Genomic DNA, 18,207 nt, shown 5'->3' with positions numbered 1-18,207 from the left:
TACGGGTCAATGGGCTTGAGAATCGGAGTCGACATCGGCGGATCGTTTGCCGATTTCGCGGTGCTGGACGATGCGACGGGCGAGCTGAAAACGCTCAAGGTGTTTTCGCGGCCGGATAGCCCCGGCAGCGAAGTGCTGCGCGGCATGGAGCAACTGCGCGAACGCGACGGCATCGCGCCCGCCGACGTCACGTACTTCACGCACGGCACGACCGTCGGCGTGAATGCCGTCGTGCAACGCAAAGGCCTGCGGCTGGGCCTGATCACGACGCGGCATTTCGAGGACGTGCTGGATCTCGCGCGCCTGAAAGGCCCCGACATGTACAACCTGTTGTCGAAACGGCCCGCGCCGCTGGTGCCGCGTGAGCGCGTGTTCGGCGTGACCGGACGGCTCGCGGCGGACGGCAGCGTCGAGACCCCGATCGACGAAGCGAGCGTGCTCGACGCGCTCACCCGGCTCCGGCAGGCAGGCTGCGAAGGAGTGGTGGTCGCGCTGCTGCATGCGTACCGCAACCCGGCCCACGAGCACGCGGTGAAGGCGATCATCGAACGGGAGATACCGGGGTTCTTCGTGTCGTGTTCGAGCGACGTGTGGCCGATCATCCGCGAATACGAGCGCACGTCGACGGCGGTGATCGGCGGATATGTGCAGCCGAAGGTCTCGCACTACCTGAGCTCGCTGCAACGCGCACTCGTCGAGACGGGCATCACCGCCGACATGAAAGTCACCAAGTCCAACGGCGGCGTGATGAGCGCCGAGGCGGGCAAGACCAACTGCGTTCAGATGATCCTGTCGGGCACCGCGTCGGGTGTGATCGGCGCGGCGTATGTCGCGCGTCAGAGCGGTATCGATCACTGCATGAGTCTCGACATCGGCGGCACCACGGCGGATGTCGCGCTGATCGTCGACGGCGAGCCGCAATACGCGAGCGGCGAATATCTCGGCGATTTCCAGATTCATATCCCGTCGGTGTCGGTGTCGTCGATCGGCGACGGCGGCGGCTCGATTGCGTGGGTCGACGACTTCGGCGTGCTCAAGGTCGGCCCCGAAAGCGCGGGCTCGAATCCCGGCCCGGCGTGCTACGGACGCGGAGGCTCCCGCGCGACGATCACCGACGCCTTCGTCGTGCTCGGCGTGATCGGCAACGCGAGTCTCGGCTACAACTCGGTGAGCGTCGATCACGACGCTGCGCATCGCGCCGTCGGCGTGCTCGCCCATCGGCTCGGGATCGATGTGTATGCGGCGGCCGAGGCGGTTGTCGGCGTCGCGGTGTCGGGCATGTACGCGGGCGTGAGCCGGATCGTGTCGCGCTTCGGCATCGATCCGCGCGCGTTCGCGCTGCTGCCGTTCGGCGGCGCGGGTCCGATGCTCGCGTGCTACTTCGCGCGCGCGCTCGGCATGGAGAGCATCGTCGTGCCGACCGCGCCGGGTGTGCTGAGCGCGCTCGGCGGACTGATCGCCGATACGCGCAATGACTTCGTGAAAACCACCTACTACGATCTCGACGCCGGCACGCTCGCGCGTCTCGCCGACGATCTGCACGCGCTCGACACGGCGGCGCGCGCGTGGCTGCGCGAACAGACCGGCGACGACACGCGGGCGGAACTCGCGGTGTCGGCGGACATGCGCTACAAGGGCCAGTCGTTCGAGATCGATACGCCGCTCGACGCGGCGTGGCTGCCCAACCGCGACCTCACGGCGCTGAGCGAAGCGTTCCATCGCGAGCACGAGCGGCTGTACGGTCATCGCGATGGGCGGGCGACGGTACAGGTCATCGCGCTGCGGCTCGTGATCCGCGCGGCGACACCGAAACCCGTCCCGGTGCCGATCGCGGCAGGCGACGGCGCACCGGTGTCGGCGGGGACGATTCGCGTGTACATGGACGGCACGTTTCACGACGCCGCGCTCTACCGGCGAGCGGATCTGAAAGCGGGCGAGCAGTTCGACGGACCCGCGGTGGTCGCGCAGGACGACTGCACGACCAGCGTGTTGCCGGGCTTTCGCGGCCGGGTGGACCGCTTCGGCAACCTCGTTTTCACACTCGTTCACTGAGCCCCGACGGAGCAGCGCACATGCAATTCGACAAGGCAGTGCTTCAGATTTTCGCAAACTATTGCGTGGCGGCCGCCGAGAGCATGGCCTACACGCTGGTGCGGACCGCGCATTCGACCTTCGTGAAGGAGACCGAAGACTTCTCGTGCGCGATCACGACCCCGGAAGGGCTCACGTTCGCGTCGCCGAAAACGCTCGGCGCGACGTGGTACGTCGGTCTCGACTACAGCGCCGTGATCGGCCTGATCGACGACTACGAGCCCGGCGACATCGGCATGACCAACGACGCGTATAGCGGCTTCGTCGCGACCCATACGCCGGACATCGTGCTGTGGAAGCCGGTGTTCTACGAAGGCGAGATCGCGTGTTTCGTCGGCGGCCATATTCATAACACCGACATGGGCGGCGCGGTGCCCGCGTCGCTGTCGCGCACGCTCACTGAGATCCAGCAGGAGGGCATCCGCTTCCCGCCGTGCAAGATCGTGCGCCGGGGCGTGGTCGACGAATCGTTGATCCGGCTGATGGCGACCAATGTGCGCGTGCCCAACCAGAACACCGGCGATCTGCATGCGCAACTGGCGTCGCTGCATACCGGCGAACGACGCGTGCTGGAAATTATCGAGCGCTTCGGCATCGACGGTTTCAGGGCCGGCATGAGCGCGTTGCTCGAGTACTCGGAGGCGCAGGCGCGCACCATTTTGCGGGGCATCCCGGACGGCGATTATTTCTTCGCCGAATTCGCCGACGAAGACTCGGTCAACGGCAAGCCGATGCGCGTCGCGCTGACCGCGCGAATTCGCGACGGTCTCGTCGAGATGGACTACACGGGCAGCGACCCGCAACTGCAGTCGTCGCTGAACATGCCGACCGGCGGGCGCGAACGGCACGCGCTTGCGCTGGTCGGTCTCGTCTACGTGCTGTACACGCTCAATCCGGACATCCTGCTGAATACGGGGATGCTGCGGGTGGCCCGCTGCATCCTGCCGGAAGGCACGGTGGTCAACGCGCAGCCGCCCGCTGCGGTCGGCATGCGCAGCCTGACCTGCAAGCTCACGCATCTGCTGACCTTCGGCGCGTTCTCGCAGGCAGTGCCGGAGCGCCTGGGCGCGTGCCCGGCAGGCGGCCTGTCGATCCTCAGCGTCAAGACGACAAGTGCCCAAGGTGCCACCGTGATGGCGTCGATCGGCCCGATTGGCGGCGGCGCGGGCGGCGGTCCCGGCGACGATGGCGAAGACGGCTCCGGCGCCAACAATGCCTTTCTGCGCAACACGCCGGTCGAGATCAACGAGGCGGAAGTGCCGATCCGGATTCTGCGTTACGGCGTCGCGCCGGGCTCGGGCGGTGCGGGGCAGTATCGCGGCGGCCAGGGGCTCGTGATGGAGTTCAAGGTGTTCTCGCCGAATACGCTCGTCACCGCGCGCAACCGCGACCGCACGCGCTTCGCGTCGTGGGGTGTGCGCGGCGGCCACGCGGGTGGCAACGCGCGTTTTACGCGCAATCCCGATACGGCCCACGCGGAAGAACTGGACAACAACGATCTCGTCGTCTGCATGCCGGGCGATGTGATCCGGCTGATTGGCGCAGGGGCGGGCGGTTATGGGCGTCCGGTCGATCGCGAGCCGCTGCGGGTGCGCGACGACGTACTGCGCGGCTACGTCTCCGCCGACGAGGCGCGCGAAGTCTACGGTGTCGCGCTGGCTGGCGATAACGTGGATGAAACCGCCACGGCGTCGCTGCGCGGCGCACTGCGTGACAGGCTCGCGGGAGCGGATCTGCCCGCGTTCACATACGGCCCGTACCGCGAAGCCTTCGAGGCGAAATGGACCCGTGAACGTTATGCGGCGCTGACCGACATCCTTGCGCGCGTGCCGGTGCAGTGGCGCTACTTCATCAAGCACAGATTGTTCGACGCGCTAGACGCGCGTCTCGCCCAGCGCACGGCGCAAGGCGAGACCGACTCGGGCGATGCTGCCCTGGTGCATCAACTGTTCGGGGAGCTATGTACCACTTACGCGGAATTGAAGGTTGCGTAGTGACGCGCATCGTACGGAGCGATCGATGACAGCTGCTGCGCTGCAAGCACCCGAATCCATGCAACCTGCAAGTGAGCGCCTGAGAGGGTGGCGCAGGGGAGACGACATGAGCGGAGTCGTCGACCACACTGCAGCCGACACGTCGCCGTCGATGTCGCGGGCCATCAGACGGAGCGTGGCCTTCATCGAGCGTTCGTTCGCGCAGCCTGTCAGTCTCGCGACGCTGGCGGCCACGGCGGGGCTAAGCGTCTCGCGTTTCGCCACGCTGTTTCGCCAGGAAGTTGGGATACCGCCGCATCGATACGTGTGTCTGGTGCGAATTCAACATGCGAAGCGGCTATTGCGCGACGGTGTCCCGCCTTGTGAGGTGGCGGCCGAAGTGGGGTTTTTCGACCAAAGTCATCTTGGCCGGCATTTTCGGCGCGCGGTAGGGGTGACGCCCGGCCATTTCGTTGCTTCACCGGATTCGGCGACGGACAGTTCTTTCGCGCGAGTGCGGCCGTTCGCCTTCAGATGAGGCTCGTCACGAAACCGCTTGCCGCCGTGCTTTCTTCACTTCAGAACAGCGACGACTGCTGAACAGTATTCAACGTCGCCTGGCTGATGGGTCGCTCGCCGACAAGCGCGAGATACGCGTCTCTGCCTTTCACGACGGCGTCCAGTTGACCACGAGCGGCCAGTGACGCATACAGGGCGACTGTGTACGCCTGACAGTTGATCGAGCGCTCAGGATTGAACTCGATGTCTGTGAATGCCTGGTAGCCGGCAATCTCGTCGCGCAGGTCGTCGTGTTCCAGCAGCGCCGCCAGATAAAGCCAGTCGTAGAAAGCCGTTCGTGGTTCCAGCGGCCAATCGATCTGACCCAGACGGAAGCCGGTCAGCCGCCCCGACTCCTGCAGGCGAATGTCACGCTTCGCATCGCGCGACGTCATGTCGTAGAGGTCGCGATAGGGACCGCCGCGTTCAAATACTTTGCTTCCCTGAAATGCGCATTCGACGCTGAGTCTTTTCGGGTGCGCGTCGGTCGTCAGCATGAGATTGAAAGCGCTCAGGCGTGAGCCTAACGCGGCTCGCGATCTGGTGGAGACCTCCAGAATCGCACCGAGGCCGAATCGTTCGAGCGCGTTTGCGTGCAGTGCATCGATCGAGCGTTGTTTCTGCGTAATGGCAAGTCCAGCGAACCATTCGAATTCGACCTGCTCGGTCCGCACCAGAATCGGGCCGTCAAGCTCGGGAATGAAAACGGGACGCTTCGCCATGAATCAGATTCTCTATCGGGTCATGAATTCACGTGAGCCGAAAAACCCTTTTCCTTCTGGATAGAGCAGGGCTTCACGCGGGCCAAGAAAGTGCGCATTTCGCGCCTGGATCCCGGCGTTCTCGAAGGCGACGCCCTCGATCATACTGGGCTCGATGCGATCGAACACCAGCACCTCAGCTTGCGAATCGGTTGGATCGAACGTGTTCAGATGTTGCGCTTCACGAGTCGGCAGGCCGTCAAGAGCGTCGTACATCGACTCAAACGCCTTCACGGTTTTCTGACCGTCCAACGGCAAGTCGCGCATCCGGTGGTCGGCCGCGTTGCGTGGATAAAACGCGCAATCTTTTTGCCAGAGTACCGCGCGGTCGATCAGCAACACGACCCAGTTCTCGTGCTCGTCGAGCATCCGGTACTTGTAGAACATCTTGTGATTCGGCGCTGCTATCGAGAGCGAGATGCTCCACGGATGCCCGTCGAGCCGCTGCTTGTCGTTCACCTTCGGGTTTAACCCTACCATCCGGGCCGCGCTCACGGAACACAGCCCATGCCGCAGAATCGACTCGAGATTATCGGCATGCGTGAAATGCACGAGTCGCAGGATTCCCCGCTTTTTTGCAGCGGCTTCGAGTTCATTCGAGACCGTCTCATGCCGGTTTAGTGTGTCCGTGAATATCCGGGGCGTTACTCGCGGAGCCGGGGTTGCGACCGGTGCCGTGCCTAACACCATCTTCACCGCGGAGCCCGAAGGTGATTTGGGCTGTTCGGTGAGAGGAGCACTGGTCACCAGACCTGCACCTGACGCCGCTCGCACCGCAACTGCATCGGACGTCACCTTGGCTGAATCTCGAAAGTCAGCCGGGTTGCGCCAGTCCACGCCGCTCTTTTCGAACGCCGAAATTCGCCGCAACAGATCGGCCGCTTTCAGTTCGGTCAGACTTCTTTGGAAAACCGGCGTCAGGCCAGGCTCCTTCAACGTGCGGACTAGTGTCGAAAGGAATGCCGCGTAGGACGCGATCTCCGCTTCGATCTTTTCGCGAATCCCCTGCTGGACCCGGACATCCGGGTGGCGCGGCATCGCAGTCAGGTCGCCGCACACGATTGACTCCAACGCGGGCTGCGGTGCGCCGCCGTTCAAGGTCGCGTCGATGTTTGTCATCGTCTCGCGCGCCTTCGCGGAGCTGGCGTCATAGAGGGCCGCGAAGTTCGGGTCGTTCGCTTTTTTACGCTCGATTGCGAGACGAGGCCGAGCCCTTTCGAGCGCCTTCTCGATGCGCAAACGCTCCGCAAAACACACCGATAGCAACGGTGCGCACGCGGTATTGATCGCATTGGTCCGCGCGATGCGGTCGTCCCAGTCGCGCAGTGTCGCAATCAGGGAAGGGGGTGCGGGTGTCGGGATGTCTACCGATCTGGCCGGTGCCGGACGCAACGGTTCAGGTGTGCCGAACGTGACAGGTCGCAGTCCTGTGGCAGTGTTGCGCGCTGAGGCTGTCTTCTGTGCAGGTCCGCTGGCGTGGTTGGACGGCGCAGACTTCTTTTCGGCCGGCTGGATTGTCCCGTATGTGATCCAGATCACCAGGAGTTGAATCACCATCAACGGTGGCCAGAAAACGTTGAAGAGCGTAAGCGCACTCCAGATCAGGCAGGCTGGAAGCAACCGTCGCGGAGCGATGAGCCGTACGGCGAACAGACTGCCCACGATCATGAGCTGATAAAGAAGGATCCCCACACATTCCCCGAGTAACTATTTTATTTTTACAACCGTCTCGGGCGACGCGCGCACGAGACGATAAACAGAAAGCTTTCAGAAGGAAGTTGTAAGCATACACTGAGAATTATCAATGTATGAAGCATCGATCTCGAGGGAAAAAGGAGGGGGCAACCGTGCATCGTCGGCAACCTGGAGGCTCCAAAAAACAGAAACCCCGCAGAGCCTGAACTCTGCGGGGTTCTGTCTACCACTTCAGGCTGACGAGTAGATGGCTACCCGTCAGCCAACATATCTGCCTCTGATACTCAGGCAGACAGCTTGATCGACACTCCGCTCGACGAGTACGTCAGCGTGCCATTCAAGCCGCCATCCACCACAACCGAAGTGAACTTCGCGCTGGCGGCCGCGCCGTTGATCAGCGTGATCGTATCGCCCGCCTTCGGCGTATAACCGTTGACGAATTTCACGTGCAGCGTTCCACCGGCAATGGTCAGTTGGTCGCCCACGGTCAGTTGGCCGCCGCTCTGGCCGTCGATGTCCAGTTCAAGCGTGCCGTCGGTCAGCACGGTGAACTTGCCCGGCACCTTCACCGGCGTCGCCGATGCGGCAATAGTGATGCCACCCGCCCCCAGATACACGTCGCCGGTACCGAACGCTTTGGCCGACCCGGCCGCGAGCGTGCCTCCCTCGACTTCGGTGCCGCCGCTGTAGGTGTTGGTGCCAGCCAGTTTGAGAGTGCCATCCCCCTTGAACGTGAGCTTGCCCGCACCCGAAATGTCATTGCGCCAGATGTCGTAGGTGGCGAAGCCGCCGAGTGACGAATTCATGGCGATCGTCACCAGACCGTTGAACGCGCCATAGCCATCACCAGCCTTGAACATGTCGAGACGGCCCCAGCCCTCGGCATCGGTCATGACCGGGTAACCCGACGCAAACTCGGTGGTCTTGAGCATGACGCGGCGCTGATCGGCGCTCAGGTACGGGTAGCGCGTTTCGAGCAGCACTTCGGCCCCCTTCGGCACGACCGGATCCGTGGTGGTCGGGTAAAGGCTGGAGTAAGCCGACATGCCAATAGTCATGCGGCGCTCGAAGTCGGTCTTGTTCTTGTCGTGGTCGTAGTACAGGTCGAAGCCACTGGCCGTGCTGTCGGTGCTCTGCGTACCCGAGTGCAGGTAGTCGTAAAAGTCTTTCCACGTGGTTTTGCCGGCCGCAGACTGCATCGCCGAGAGCGCCTGGCTACGCGTCGTGGTCTTGAAACTCGTGGTCAGGATGCTGTTGACGTTCGTGCTGGAGAGCGCGGAATTTTCGGCGCTGTACAGGTTGGCGGCCGCTGCTGCGAGGCCGACCATGCGGCCGCCGATCACGTCGAGCGGCGAGTGCACGCCCGCGATGATGCGGTATTCGCCAAACTTGAGCGCAGCGGCGTAGAACTCCTGGAAGCGTTCCGGCAGCGCATAGGCCATCGCGGCGGCGCGACGCACGTATTCGGCTGTGTGGCCGCTTGCGAAGCCGGCGTTCTTGGCGGCACTCAAGCCGGCTGTCGTGGTCTGGGCGGACTGCAATGCCGGCACCACAATGCTTATCCCCTCGCTGGACCACAGGTACGGGCGGGCGTACTTGAAGTAGTACTTCGACGTGTTGCCCGTGGCAAAGTTACCGACGCCGCTGCTGCCGGCCATCGTGTAGAGGTTGCTCAGCTGGCCCGAAGCATCGCCTTCTGAAACAGTGGCGCTGCTGCCGGAGGTCGCATTGACGTAAGTGATGGTCTGGGTCGCGTCGAGACCCGTGCGCCAGGAAGTCGCCAGCACGCCCGCAGCTTCGCCGAGGTTGTAATCCTTGGAGCCGACATCGACCTTGTAGGCGACTTCACCATCGCTGTCTTTAGCGGTGTTGGCGGTGCTGTTGACGCTGTTGTCGCGGCTGGCCGCGACGGTTTCGACATATTGGGTGTTGGTGCCGATGATGCCGCTATTGAGAATCGTGCCGCCGCTGCTCGCCATGCCGTCCCAGGTGGAAGCCGGAACGGATGCGCAGGCGGCTCCGGTAGTCGGGTCTGTACTCGCGGTCAGGCCGGTCCCGCCGTAGGTATCGGCGTCGACAAAAGAGGTCACCGGCGTCCACAGATCCAGCAAGCCCTTGAGCGCCCGAATCGAGGCATTGGTGCTGACCGCGTCATAGCAGGAGTTGTCCGCCAGATTGGTGTAGTAGGTGTCGACGTAGGCCGGAATCGACGTATTCACTGGCGCGCTGTCGACGGTAGTCGGGTCGGCAGGTGCTGCCGGCACGGCAGCCGAGCTTGTTGCCGTGGGCGTGAGTGAATTGGAACTACCGCCACATGCAGAAAGGAATGCCAGGCTCGCCAATGCTGCAACCTGGATGGATTTGCCATTTAACTGGAACACCATACGCGGAAATCCTTAATGTCAAGACAGGGAAATCGCGCATCGTAGATTTGCTTTTTTAAAATTTGATTACAATTTCAATTCATGTTTATTGCAATTGGCTAGCTCACACGTAGGCCGACTCATTCGACCATCGTCGAGACTTCACGCCCGGCCTTGAGCACGGAAATTCTGCAGCGGTAGTTCTGGCCCGGCAGAGAAAGAAAAGGGAAGCAAACTGGCAAAGGGCCAGTAATTCGGCGAGGCGGGGAGTGATGGAATCCAGTGTGCAGTCCGGCATTGTGCAAACAAAGCGCGTCGGCGTCTTTGTCATTAGGTGACGAAGGATGTCGATCTGACTGAGGCAATCTACGTTTGCCAGCCGCTTTTCGCCGTCTGTTGTTTGGGGCAACCGGTTCGTTTCCTCGTCGTTTGCATTTTTCTCACTCCGCTTGTGCAAGGGCACAAAACCCCCTGACACTGGGGAATGCCTGGGCTTGAGCCGCCACTTGCCAGCGTCGTAGAATCGTCGCACATCGGTTTTGGGGCCCAGCAATGTGTCTGGTTTCTCTCTGCGATTTCTGTCATAAAACGGTGGGACGCGCGACGTCCCGGCTGCCGCTTTTTCGCGGTGACGCCCTCGTGTGTCGCAGACTTCCCTCGCGAACCGCGCCGTGACCCCCCTCATTTCCGTCAAAAGACTCAACAAGAGCTTTCCCGGGGTGCGGGCGCTCCATGAGATCCAGTTCGAACTCATGGCGGGGGAGGTTCATACGCTGATGGGCGAGAACGGCGCGGGCAAGTCGACGCTGATGAAAATCCTCGCCGGGGTGTACACGCGCGACTCGGGCGAAATTCTCTACGACGGCCAGCCGGTCGATTTCCAGCATCCGCGTGACGCGCAGGCCGTGGGCATCGGCATCATTCATCAAGAACTCCAGTTGATGAACCATTTGAGCGTCGCGCAGAACATGTTCATTGGCCGCGAGCCGCGCGGCCGCTTCGGCCTGTTCCTCGACGAAGACCGTCTCAATGCGCAGGCCCGTGAGATTCTCGAACGCATGCATGTGAAGATCGACCCGCGCGCGGTGGTCGGCAGTCTGACGGTCGCCAAACAGCAGATGGTCGAAATCGCCAAGGCTTTGTCGTTCGACTCGCGCGTGCTGATCATGGACGAACCCACGTCCGCGCTGAACGACGCCGAGATCGCCGAGCTGTTTCGCATCATCCGCGAGTTGAAGGAGCGGGGCGTGGGCATCGTCTACATCTCGCACAAGATGGACGAGTTGAAGCAGATTTCCGACCGCGTCACCGTGATGCGTGACGGCGAGTATGTCGCCACCGTCACCGCGAAAGACACAACCATCGAGGCGATCATCGGCATGATGGTCGGGCGCACGCTGACCGATATCGAGCCTTCCCGCAGTGCAGCAGAGCAGGGCGAGGTCGCGCTCGATGTCAGGAACCTGAACGCGGGGCCGATGGTCAGGGACGTGAGTTTCACGTTGCGCAAAGGCGAGATTCTGGGCTTTGCCGGGTTGATGGGCGCGGGCCGCACCGAAGTCGCCCGCGCGGTGTTCGGCGCGGACCCGATCGAGTCGGGCGAGATTGTCGTGAAGGGCGTGAAGGGCGTGAAGGCGGTGATCAGGACGCCGAGCGACGCGGTGGCGCGCGGCATCGGCTACCTTTCCGAAGACCGCAAACGCTTCGGCCTCGCCACCGGCATGGACGTCGAATCGAACATCGTCATGTCCAATCTGAGCCGTTTTCTCGCGTTCAACTTTTTCCTGCGACGCACGCAAATACGTCGCACAGCAAGCCACTTTATCAATCTGCTCGCGATCCGCACGCCGTCCGCGACGCAGGAAGTGCGGCTTCTTTCGGGCGGCAATCAGCAGAAAATCGTCATTGCAAAATGGCTCGAACGGGATTGCGACGTGCTCTTTTTCGACGAGCCGACACGCGGCATCGACGTGGGCGCGAAGAATGAAATCTACAAGTTGCTGCGCTCGCTTGCCGCAGAGGGTAAAGCGATCGTGATGATCTCGTCGGAACTGCCGGAGATTCTGCGCATGAGCGACCGCGTCGTCGTGATGTGCGAGGGTCGCATTACCGGCGAACTCTCAGCGGCCGAAGCGACGCAGGAGCGCATCATGCATCTGGCGACGCGGCGCGAAACCTTGAAAGCAGCGGCATAACCAGGGGTCAAGATGACATCGCCATCGGAGTCACCGGCGCTAGGCAAGCAAGGACGCGTGGCGGGTTTCAGAGCGCGCATTTTCTCGCCGACCGCTCTGCAAAAGCTGCTCGCGTTCGCGAGCCTGATCCTGCTGCTGATCTTTTTCAGCTTCGCGTCGCCGTCGTTCATGCAGATGGACAACATGCTCGGCATTCTGCAGGCGACCGCAGTCAACGGCGTGCTGGCGATTGCGTGTACGTTCGTGATCATTACCGGCGGCATCGATTTGTCCGTCGGCACGTTGATGACGTTTACGGCCGTGATTTGCGGGGTATTCCTCACATTCTGGCATCTGCCGATGTGGATCGGCGTGCTCGCGGCAATTGCCACGGGCGGCATCTGCGGGACGATTTCGGGCACGCTCACGGCGAAAATGAAAATCCCGCCGTTCATTGCGACGCTCGGCATGATGATGTTGCTGAAAGGTCTCTCGCTGGTTGTTTCCGCCGACAAGCCGATCTATTTCACCGACACCGAAAACTTCTACCGCATTTCGCAGGACTCGCTGATCGGCTATGTGCTGCCGAGTCTGCCGATTCCGAACGCGGTGCTGATCCTGTTCTTTCTCGCGGTAGTCAGTTCGATCACGCTTAATCGCACAGCACTCGGCCGCTATACGTTCGCTCTTGGCAGCAACGAAGAAGCGGTGCGGCTGTCGGGCGTCAACGTCGATCGATGGAAGATCGCCATTTACGGCCTGAGCGGCGCGATTTGCGGCATTGCCGGTTTGCTGATCGCGTCGCGGTTGAACTCGGCGCAACCGGCTTTGGGACAAGGCTACGAACTCGAAGCGATTGCCGCCGTGGTGATCGGCGGCACTTCGCTGAGCGGCGGTTCGGGCACGATTCTGGGCACGATCATCGGCGCGTTCATCATGAGCGTGCTGACCAACGGGCTGCGCATCATGTCGGTTGCGCAGGAATGGCAGATCGTCGTGACAGGCCTCATCATCATTCTCGCGGTCTACGCCGACATCTTGCGACGCAGAAGGAGCTGACGCCGCGCCGGACAATTTCAAAGAAGGGAGCAGAAGCACGAAAAGCAAAAAGCTCCCGCAACGACTGAAGGTTGCTGGTCCACCTTAGGAGGAGATATTCCATGTTGAATCGAAAAATATTCGGTGTCGTGGTCGGCTTGAGCGCGTTGGTTGGCGGGGCAAATGTTGCACAGGCGGATGATGTTTATATCCCGCTTATTTCGAAGGGCTTCCAGCATCAGTTCTGGCAGGCAGTGAAAGCCGGCGCGGAACAATCGGCGAAGGAGCACAACGTCAGGATCACGTTCGAAGGTCCTGAAACCGAGGCGATGGTCGACAAGCAGATCGACATGCTGTCGGCGGCGCTCGCGAAAAAGCCGCAGGCGCTGGGCATTGCGGCGCTCGACAGCAAGGCCGCGATTCCGCTTCTGAAGCGCGCGCAGTCGTCGAAGATTCCGGTGATCGCATTCGACTCGGGCGTCGACAGCGATATTCCGTTGACCACCTGCTCGACGGATAACCTCGCCGCCGCCGGACTCGCCGCCGACAAGATGGCCGAGGCGATCGGTAATTCGGGTGAGGTCGGCGTGATCGTGCACGACCAGACGAGCCGCACGGGCGTGGATCGCCGCGATGGCTTCCTGAATCAGATGAAGGCCAAGCACCCGAACATCAAGATCGTTTCCGTGCAGTACGGCGCGGGCGATCACCTGAAATCGGCGGAAATCGCCAAGGCGATGATTCAGGCCAATCCGAACCTGAAGGGTATTTTCGGCGCGAATGAAGGCTCGGCGGAAGGCGCGGCAATCGGCGTCAAGGAGTCGGGCAAGAAGCTCGTGCTGATCGGCTTCGACTCCGGCAAGGAGCAGAAGGCCGACATCACGTCGGGCCTGATGCTCGGCGCGATTACGCAGAATCCGGTGGGGATCGGCAAGTGCACTGTCGACTCGGCCGTGAAGGCGCTGAAGGGCGAGAAGCTGCCGCCGAAAATCGACACGGGCTTCTTCTGGTACGACAAGACCAATATGACCGACCCGAAGATCGCGGCCGTGCTCTACGACTGATTCCCGCGAACCAGCGATTCAGCGCGATGAATCGAGTATGGGTGACGCAATAAGCGATGTCTTCGCGACGTATTAGCGAAGCAATGACGCAATCACGAAAGAGGACGGGCACAGCCTTTCCTCTTTCTCTTATTCTCCGTTCCGCCTCGTGATTGTCCGGCAGGCGGAAATCGAACGTTGTCGCCCAGGAGCCTGTGCAGATGACCACGATCACCAAGCTGTCCGTCAGGGACATCCGCTTTCCGACTTCACGTTCGCTCGACGGCTCCGATGCAATGAATGCCGCGCCGGATTATTCGGCGACCTACGTCACGCTCGAAACGGATTCGCCGCACTCGCTCACCGGGCACGGCCTCACGTTCACGATCGGACGCGGCAACGAGATTTGCGTGAGCGCGGTGCAGGCGCTCGCACCGCTGATCGTCGGCATGACGCTCGAAGATATCGCCGCGAACATGGGCGCGTTCTGGCGCACGATCACATCCGACAGCCAGTTGCGCTGGATCGGCCCGGACAAGGGCGCGATTCATCTGGCGACCGCCGCGGTCGTCAACGCGACATGGGACCTGTGGGCCAAATCGGTCGGCAAGCCGGTGTGGAAGCTGCTCGTTGACATGAGCCCGGAAGAACTCGTGCGTTGCCTCGATTTTCGCTACGTGACCGACGCAATCACGCCGCAGGAAGCGATTGCGCTACTGCATCGGCATGCGAAAACCAGGGGCGAGCGCGAGAAGGAAATGCGCGCGCAGGGTTATCCGGCTTACACGACGTCGGCGGGCTGGCTCGGTTACGACGACGACAAGATTCGCCGGCTCGCGCGTGAAGGCGTCGCGCAGGGCTGGACGCACTTCAAGCAGAAAGTGGGCGGCAATATCGACGAAGACATGCGCCGCGCGCGGATTCTGCGCGAGGAAATCGGCGAAAACCTGAAGCTGATGATGGACGCCAATCAGGTCTGGGATGTCGACGAAGCGGTCGCGAACATGCGGCGTCTCGCGGAATTCGACCCGTGGTGGATCGAAGAGCCCACTAGCCCCGACGATATTCTCGGCCACGCGGCGATTCGCGAGCGGCTCAAACCGATTGGCGTGGCGACGGGCGAGCATTGCCAGAATCGCGTGATGTTCAAGCAGTTGCTGCAGGCGAATGCGATCGACTTCTGTCAGATCGATAGCTGCCGGCTGGGTGGTCTGAATGAAGTGATCGTGGTTCTGCTGATGGCCGCGAAATTCGGCGTGCCCGTTTGTCCGCATGCGGGCGGTGTCGGTTTATGCGAGTACGTGCAGCATATTTCGCTGTTCGACTACATCTGCGTGTCGGGGTCGCTGGAGAATCGGGTGCTCGAATACGTGGATCACCTGCACGAGCATTTCGTCGATCCGGTGGTGATCCGCAATGGCCGCTATATGCCGCCGGATAGGCCGGGTTACAGCATCGAGATGCATGCGGCGTCGCTCGATCAGCATGATTTTCCGAACGGGCCTGCGTGGCGTTCCTGACGGCGGAGGGTTATGCATTGGTGCCGCTGTCAGGTGCTGGATGCTCTACACCTAGTTCCGTCAACAGCCATGTCCTGAACGTATCGAACGCCTGGTGATGGTGAAGCCGTTTCGGATACACGAGATAGTGCCCGATATAGGGCACTTCCCGCGTACTGCCGAGCAGCGGACAGGCCAGCGTCCCGTTCTTCAATTCGCGATCGGCGAGCAGCGTCGATTCGAGCACCACGCCCAGCCCGTCGACCGCCGCCGCAATCGCCATCGAACTACGGTCGAAGTGCAGCCCGTAATGATTGGGCGGCGTCAGATCGTTGGCCTCGAACCAGCCCTTCCACTGGAACATCTGCACGTCGCACTGGATCAGCGTGTGCGCGTAAAGATCCTCGGGGCTGCCGATTCGCGCGGCAAGCTCGGGAGAACATAACGGGGTGAGCTTTTCCAGCGCCAGCGGAATCTTCTCGTGCGGCGACGGCTTCGGCTCGCCGTACACGATATCCAGATCGAAGTCGTCGTTCTCGAAGCGCGCGTAGTCCGTGCTCGCTGAAAACCGCAAATCGATATTCGGATTTTCGCGGACAAACCCCGACAACCTCGGCAGCAGCCACTGCGTCGCGAAACTCGGCGCGGTGTGCAGCCGCAGCGGGCTCTGGCCGTCGGCCGTCACCAGCGCGAGGCCGCGCTGCATCTCGTCCATCCCGCGCTGCACGTGTTCGAGCAGGATCGCTCCCTCGCGCGTGAGCTTCACCTCGCGCGTGCTGCGCTGGAACAGCCGCAGATTCACGGTCTCTTCGAGCTTGCGGATCGAATGACTGACCGCGCTCGGCGACAGATCCAACTCCTGCGCCGCCGTCGCAAACGACGCGGTGCGCCCCGCCGCCTCGAAGACGCGCAAAAACGGTAACGGCAACTTGCGGAACGGCTTCATGGGTGAATTTCATTCATGAGTTGGTGCAATCTTTTCTTTTGTCACGCGAATTATCCAAATGATACGCTGCCTTCACGTCGAACTGACTTGAAACTGGTGAATGAAAGACACCTGTCGAGCCAGATCGGCATCAACGCGGACACCGCGCAAAACATTCCGAAGGCATCAGGACGGAGACATGACACCGATCACCGAAGCACGGCGCCCGGCCGCCGACACCCGCCAGAATCTCCACGCAGAACTCGCGCGCAGCGCCTATCGAATTCGCCGCTTCGCGCTGCGAATGGGCGAAGTGCAGGGCCAGGGCTACATCGGCCAGGCGCTCGGCCTGTCCGACGTGCTCGCCGTTGCCTTCTGCCACGCGATGCAATTCCGCCCCGGCGAACCCGAATGGGAAGGCCGCGACCGCTTTCTGCTGTCGCACGGCCACTACGCGATTGCGCTGTACGCGGCGCTGATCGAGGCCGGCATCATCGACGAAACGGAACTGGAAACCTACGGTTCCGACGACAGCCGCCTGCCGATGTCCGGCATGGCGACCTACACGCCCGGCATGGAAATCTCGGGCGGCTCGCTCGGCCAGGGCCTGAGCATTGCCGTCGGCATGGCGCTCGGTCTGCGGGCCAAGGGCAACCCGGCGTGGGTCTACAACTCGATGTCGGACGGCGAACTCGACGAGGGTTCGACCTGGGAGGCGGCCATGGGCGCCGCACATCATCAACTGGGCAATCTGATCACGCTGGTCGATATCAACCAGCAGCAGGCCGACGGCCCGTCGCAGCGGATCCTCGGCTTCGAGCCGCTGGCGGACAAATGGCTGTCGTTCGGCTGGCACGTGCAGCGCGTGAACGGCAACGACCTCGCCGCCGTCATCGAAGCCTTCGACCGCGCGCGCGCCGTTACCGAACCCGTGCCGCGCGTGATCCTGTTCGACACGCTGATGGGCAAGGGCGTGCCGTTCCTCGAGCAGCGCGAGAAAAACCACTTCATTCGCGTCGAGCAGCCAGAGTGGCAGGAAGCCATCGCCGTGCTCGATGCAGCGCAACCGGCAGGAGACCGCGCATGAGCACCGTCATCACCAAACCGCGCCTGACGACCTCGGCGATGATCGCGTCGATCGCGTCCGAAGGTCAGCGCACCAAAGCGGCACCGTTCGGCCACGCGCTCGTTGCGGAAGCGGCGAAGCGGCCGAATATCGTCGGCATGTCGGCGGATCTGTCGAAATATACCGACCTGCATATCTTCGCCAACGAATACCCTGAACGCTTCTTCCAGATGGGCATGGCCGAGCAGTTGTTGATGGGCGCGGCGGGCGGCATGGCGAAGGAAGGCTTCATTCCGTTCGCGACCACCTATGCCGTGTTCGCGACGCGTCGCGCGTACGATTTCATCCATCAGGTGATTGCGGAAGAAAACCTCAACGTGAAGATTTGCGCGGCGTTGCCGGGTCTCACGACCGGCTACGGCCCGAGCCACCAGGCAACCGAAGATATCGCGATGATGCGCGGCATCCCCGGGCTCACGATTGTCGATCCGTGCGATGCGCTCGATACCGAACAGGCGGTGTCGGCGATCGCCGCGCACGATGGCCCCGTGTACATGCGCCTGCTGCGCGGCAAGGTGCCGCTGGTGCTCGATGAATACGATTATCAATTCGAACTCGGCAAGGCGAAGCTGCTGCGCGACGGCCGCGACGTGCTGATCATCTCGTCCGGAATCATGACGATGCGCGCGCTCGAAACCGCGCAGGCGCTCGCCGACGGCGTGGCCGACGTGGCCGTGCTGCACGCGCCGACCATCAAGCCGCTGGACGAAGCGACGATCGTCGAACAATGCCGCCGCTCGGGGCGTCTGGTGGTGGTCGCGGAAAACCATAGCTGCGTCGGCGGATTGGGCGAAGCGGTCGCGTCGGCGCTGATGCGTGCGCGGGTGCAGCCGGAATTCCGCCAGATCGCGTTGCCGGACGAGTTTCTTGCGGCCGGCGCATTGCCGACGCTGCACGACCGGTACGGCATTTCGACCGCGTCGATGGTCGAAAGCATCAAACAGTGGTTGAAGTAAGGAGA

Annotated in this window: 13 protein-coding genes; 9 read left to right on the top strand and 4 right to left on the bottom strand. The window is 62.1% G+C overall.

Annotation, left to right across the window (positions count from 1 at the left end; translation table 11 throughout):
- Positions 1-9 precede the first annotated feature (9 nt).
- The 3 genes from BLS41_RS31950 (at position 10) to BLS41_RS31940 (ending at position 4,602) form a co-directional block, all read left to right on the top strand.
- Entirely contained in the window at positions 10-2,052 is a 2,043-nt protein-coding gene (locus tag BLS41_RS31950) for a hydantoinase/oxoprolinase family protein (protein ID WP_074771683.1), read from the top strand.
- Positions 2,053-2,072: 20 nt separating this feature from the next.
- Positions 2,073-4,085, top strand: a complete 2,013-nt coding sequence (locus BLS41_RS31945) for a hydantoinase B/oxoprolinase family protein (protein ID WP_074771682.1) — start codon at positions 2,073-2,075, stop codon at positions 4,083-4,085.
- Between the two features lie 106 nt (positions 4,086-4,191).
- Entirely contained in the window at positions 4,192-4,602 is a 411-nt protein-coding gene (locus BLS41_RS31940) for a helix-turn-helix domain-containing protein (RefSeq protein WP_074771681.1), read from the top strand.
- Positions 4,603-4,642: 40 nt separating this feature from the next.
- Here BLS41_RS31940 and BLS41_RS31935 read toward each other — a convergent pair whose 3' ends face one another.
- From BLS41_RS31935 to BLS41_RS31925, 3 genes are all read right to left on the bottom strand, one after another.
- The gene (locus BLS41_RS31935; RefSeq protein WP_074771680.1) at positions 4,643-5,344 is read right to left on the bottom strand and encodes a DarT1-associated NADAR antitoxin family protein; all 702 of its coding nucleotides are present in this window, start codon (positions 5,342-5,344) and stop codon (positions 4,643-4,645) included.
- Between the two features lie 12 nt (positions 5,345-5,356).
- Positions 5,357-7,075: a DarT ssDNA thymidine ADP-ribosyltransferase family protein gene (locus BLS41_RS38110; protein WP_143026434.1), complete on the bottom strand. Its 1,719-nt coding sequence runs from the start codon at positions 7,073-7,075 to the stop codon at positions 5,357-5,359.
- Between the two features lie 287 nt (positions 7,076-7,362).
- Positions 7,363-9,462 (bottom strand): phosphatase PAP2 family protein, encoded by a 2,100-nt coding sequence (locus tag BLS41_RS31925; RefSeq protein WP_074771679.1) that lies wholly within the window; start codon positions 9,460-9,462, stop codon positions 7,363-7,365.
- Between the two features lie 650 nt (positions 9,463-10,112).
- Between BLS41_RS31925 and BLS41_RS31920 the strand changes: the two genes are divergently transcribed.
- The 4 genes from BLS41_RS31920 to BLS41_RS31905 all read left to right on the top strand — a co-directional run bounded on the left by BLS41_RS31920 (position 10,113) and on the right by BLS41_RS31905 (position 15,216).
- A complete protein-coding gene (locus tag BLS41_RS31920) occupies positions 10,113-11,636 on the top strand; it encodes a sugar ABC transporter ATP-binding protein (protein WP_074773262.1) in 1,524 nt (507 codons plus the stop codon).
- A gap of 12 nt (positions 11,637-11,648) precedes the next feature.
- Positions 11,649-12,674 carry an ABC transporter permease gene (locus BLS41_RS31915; protein ID WP_074771678.1) on the top strand — a complete coding sequence of 342 codons (1,026 nt, stop codon included), beginning with the start codon at positions 11,649-11,651 and terminating at the stop codon, positions 12,672-12,674.
- 101 nt (positions 12,675-12,775) lie between these two features.
- The gene (locus tag BLS41_RS31910) at positions 12,776-13,717 is read left to right on the top strand and encodes an ABC transporter substrate-binding protein (protein ID WP_074771677.1); all 942 of its coding nucleotides are present in this window, start codon (positions 12,776-12,778) and stop codon (positions 13,715-13,717) included.
- A 200-nt stretch (positions 13,718-13,917) separates the two neighbouring features.
- Positions 13,918-15,216, top strand: a complete 1,299-nt coding sequence (locus BLS41_RS31905; RefSeq protein ID WP_074771676.1) for an L-fuconate dehydratase — start codon at positions 13,918-13,920, stop codon at positions 15,214-15,216.
- A gap of 10 nt (positions 15,217-15,226) precedes the next feature.
- Here the strand turns inward: BLS41_RS31905 and BLS41_RS31900 are convergent, their stop codons facing one another.
- On the bottom strand, positions 15,227-16,141 hold the full coding sequence (locus tag BLS41_RS31900; protein ID WP_074771675.1) for a LysR substrate-binding domain-containing protein: 915 nt from the start codon (positions 16,139-16,141) through the stop codon (positions 15,227-15,229).
- A 178-nt stretch (positions 16,142-16,319) separates the two neighbouring features.
- Between BLS41_RS31900 and BLS41_RS31895 the strand changes: the two genes are divergently transcribed.
- Together BLS41_RS31895 and BLS41_RS31890 are read left to right on the top strand one after the other, a co-directional pair.
- Entirely contained in the window at positions 16,320-17,207 is an 888-nt protein-coding gene (locus tag BLS41_RS31895; protein ID WP_074771674.1) for a transketolase, read from the top strand.
- Entirely contained in the window at positions 17,204-18,202 is a 999-nt protein-coding gene (locus tag BLS41_RS31890) for a transketolase family protein (protein WP_074771673.1), read from the top strand. The genes BLS41_RS31895 and BLS41_RS31890 overlap by 4 nt, the downstream gene beginning before the upstream one ends.
- Positions 18,203-18,207: the final 5 nt, after the last annotated feature.

Origin of the sequence: Paraburkholderia fungorum, from assembly GCF_900099835.1 — a bacterium.
Lineage (GTDB): Bacteria > Pseudomonadota > Gammaproteobacteria > Burkholderiales > Burkholderiaceae > Paraburkholderia > Paraburkholderia fungorum_A.
Note: the sequence above shows the minus strand (reverse complement) of the source record. Positions and strands in the feature narration are given on the sequence as shown.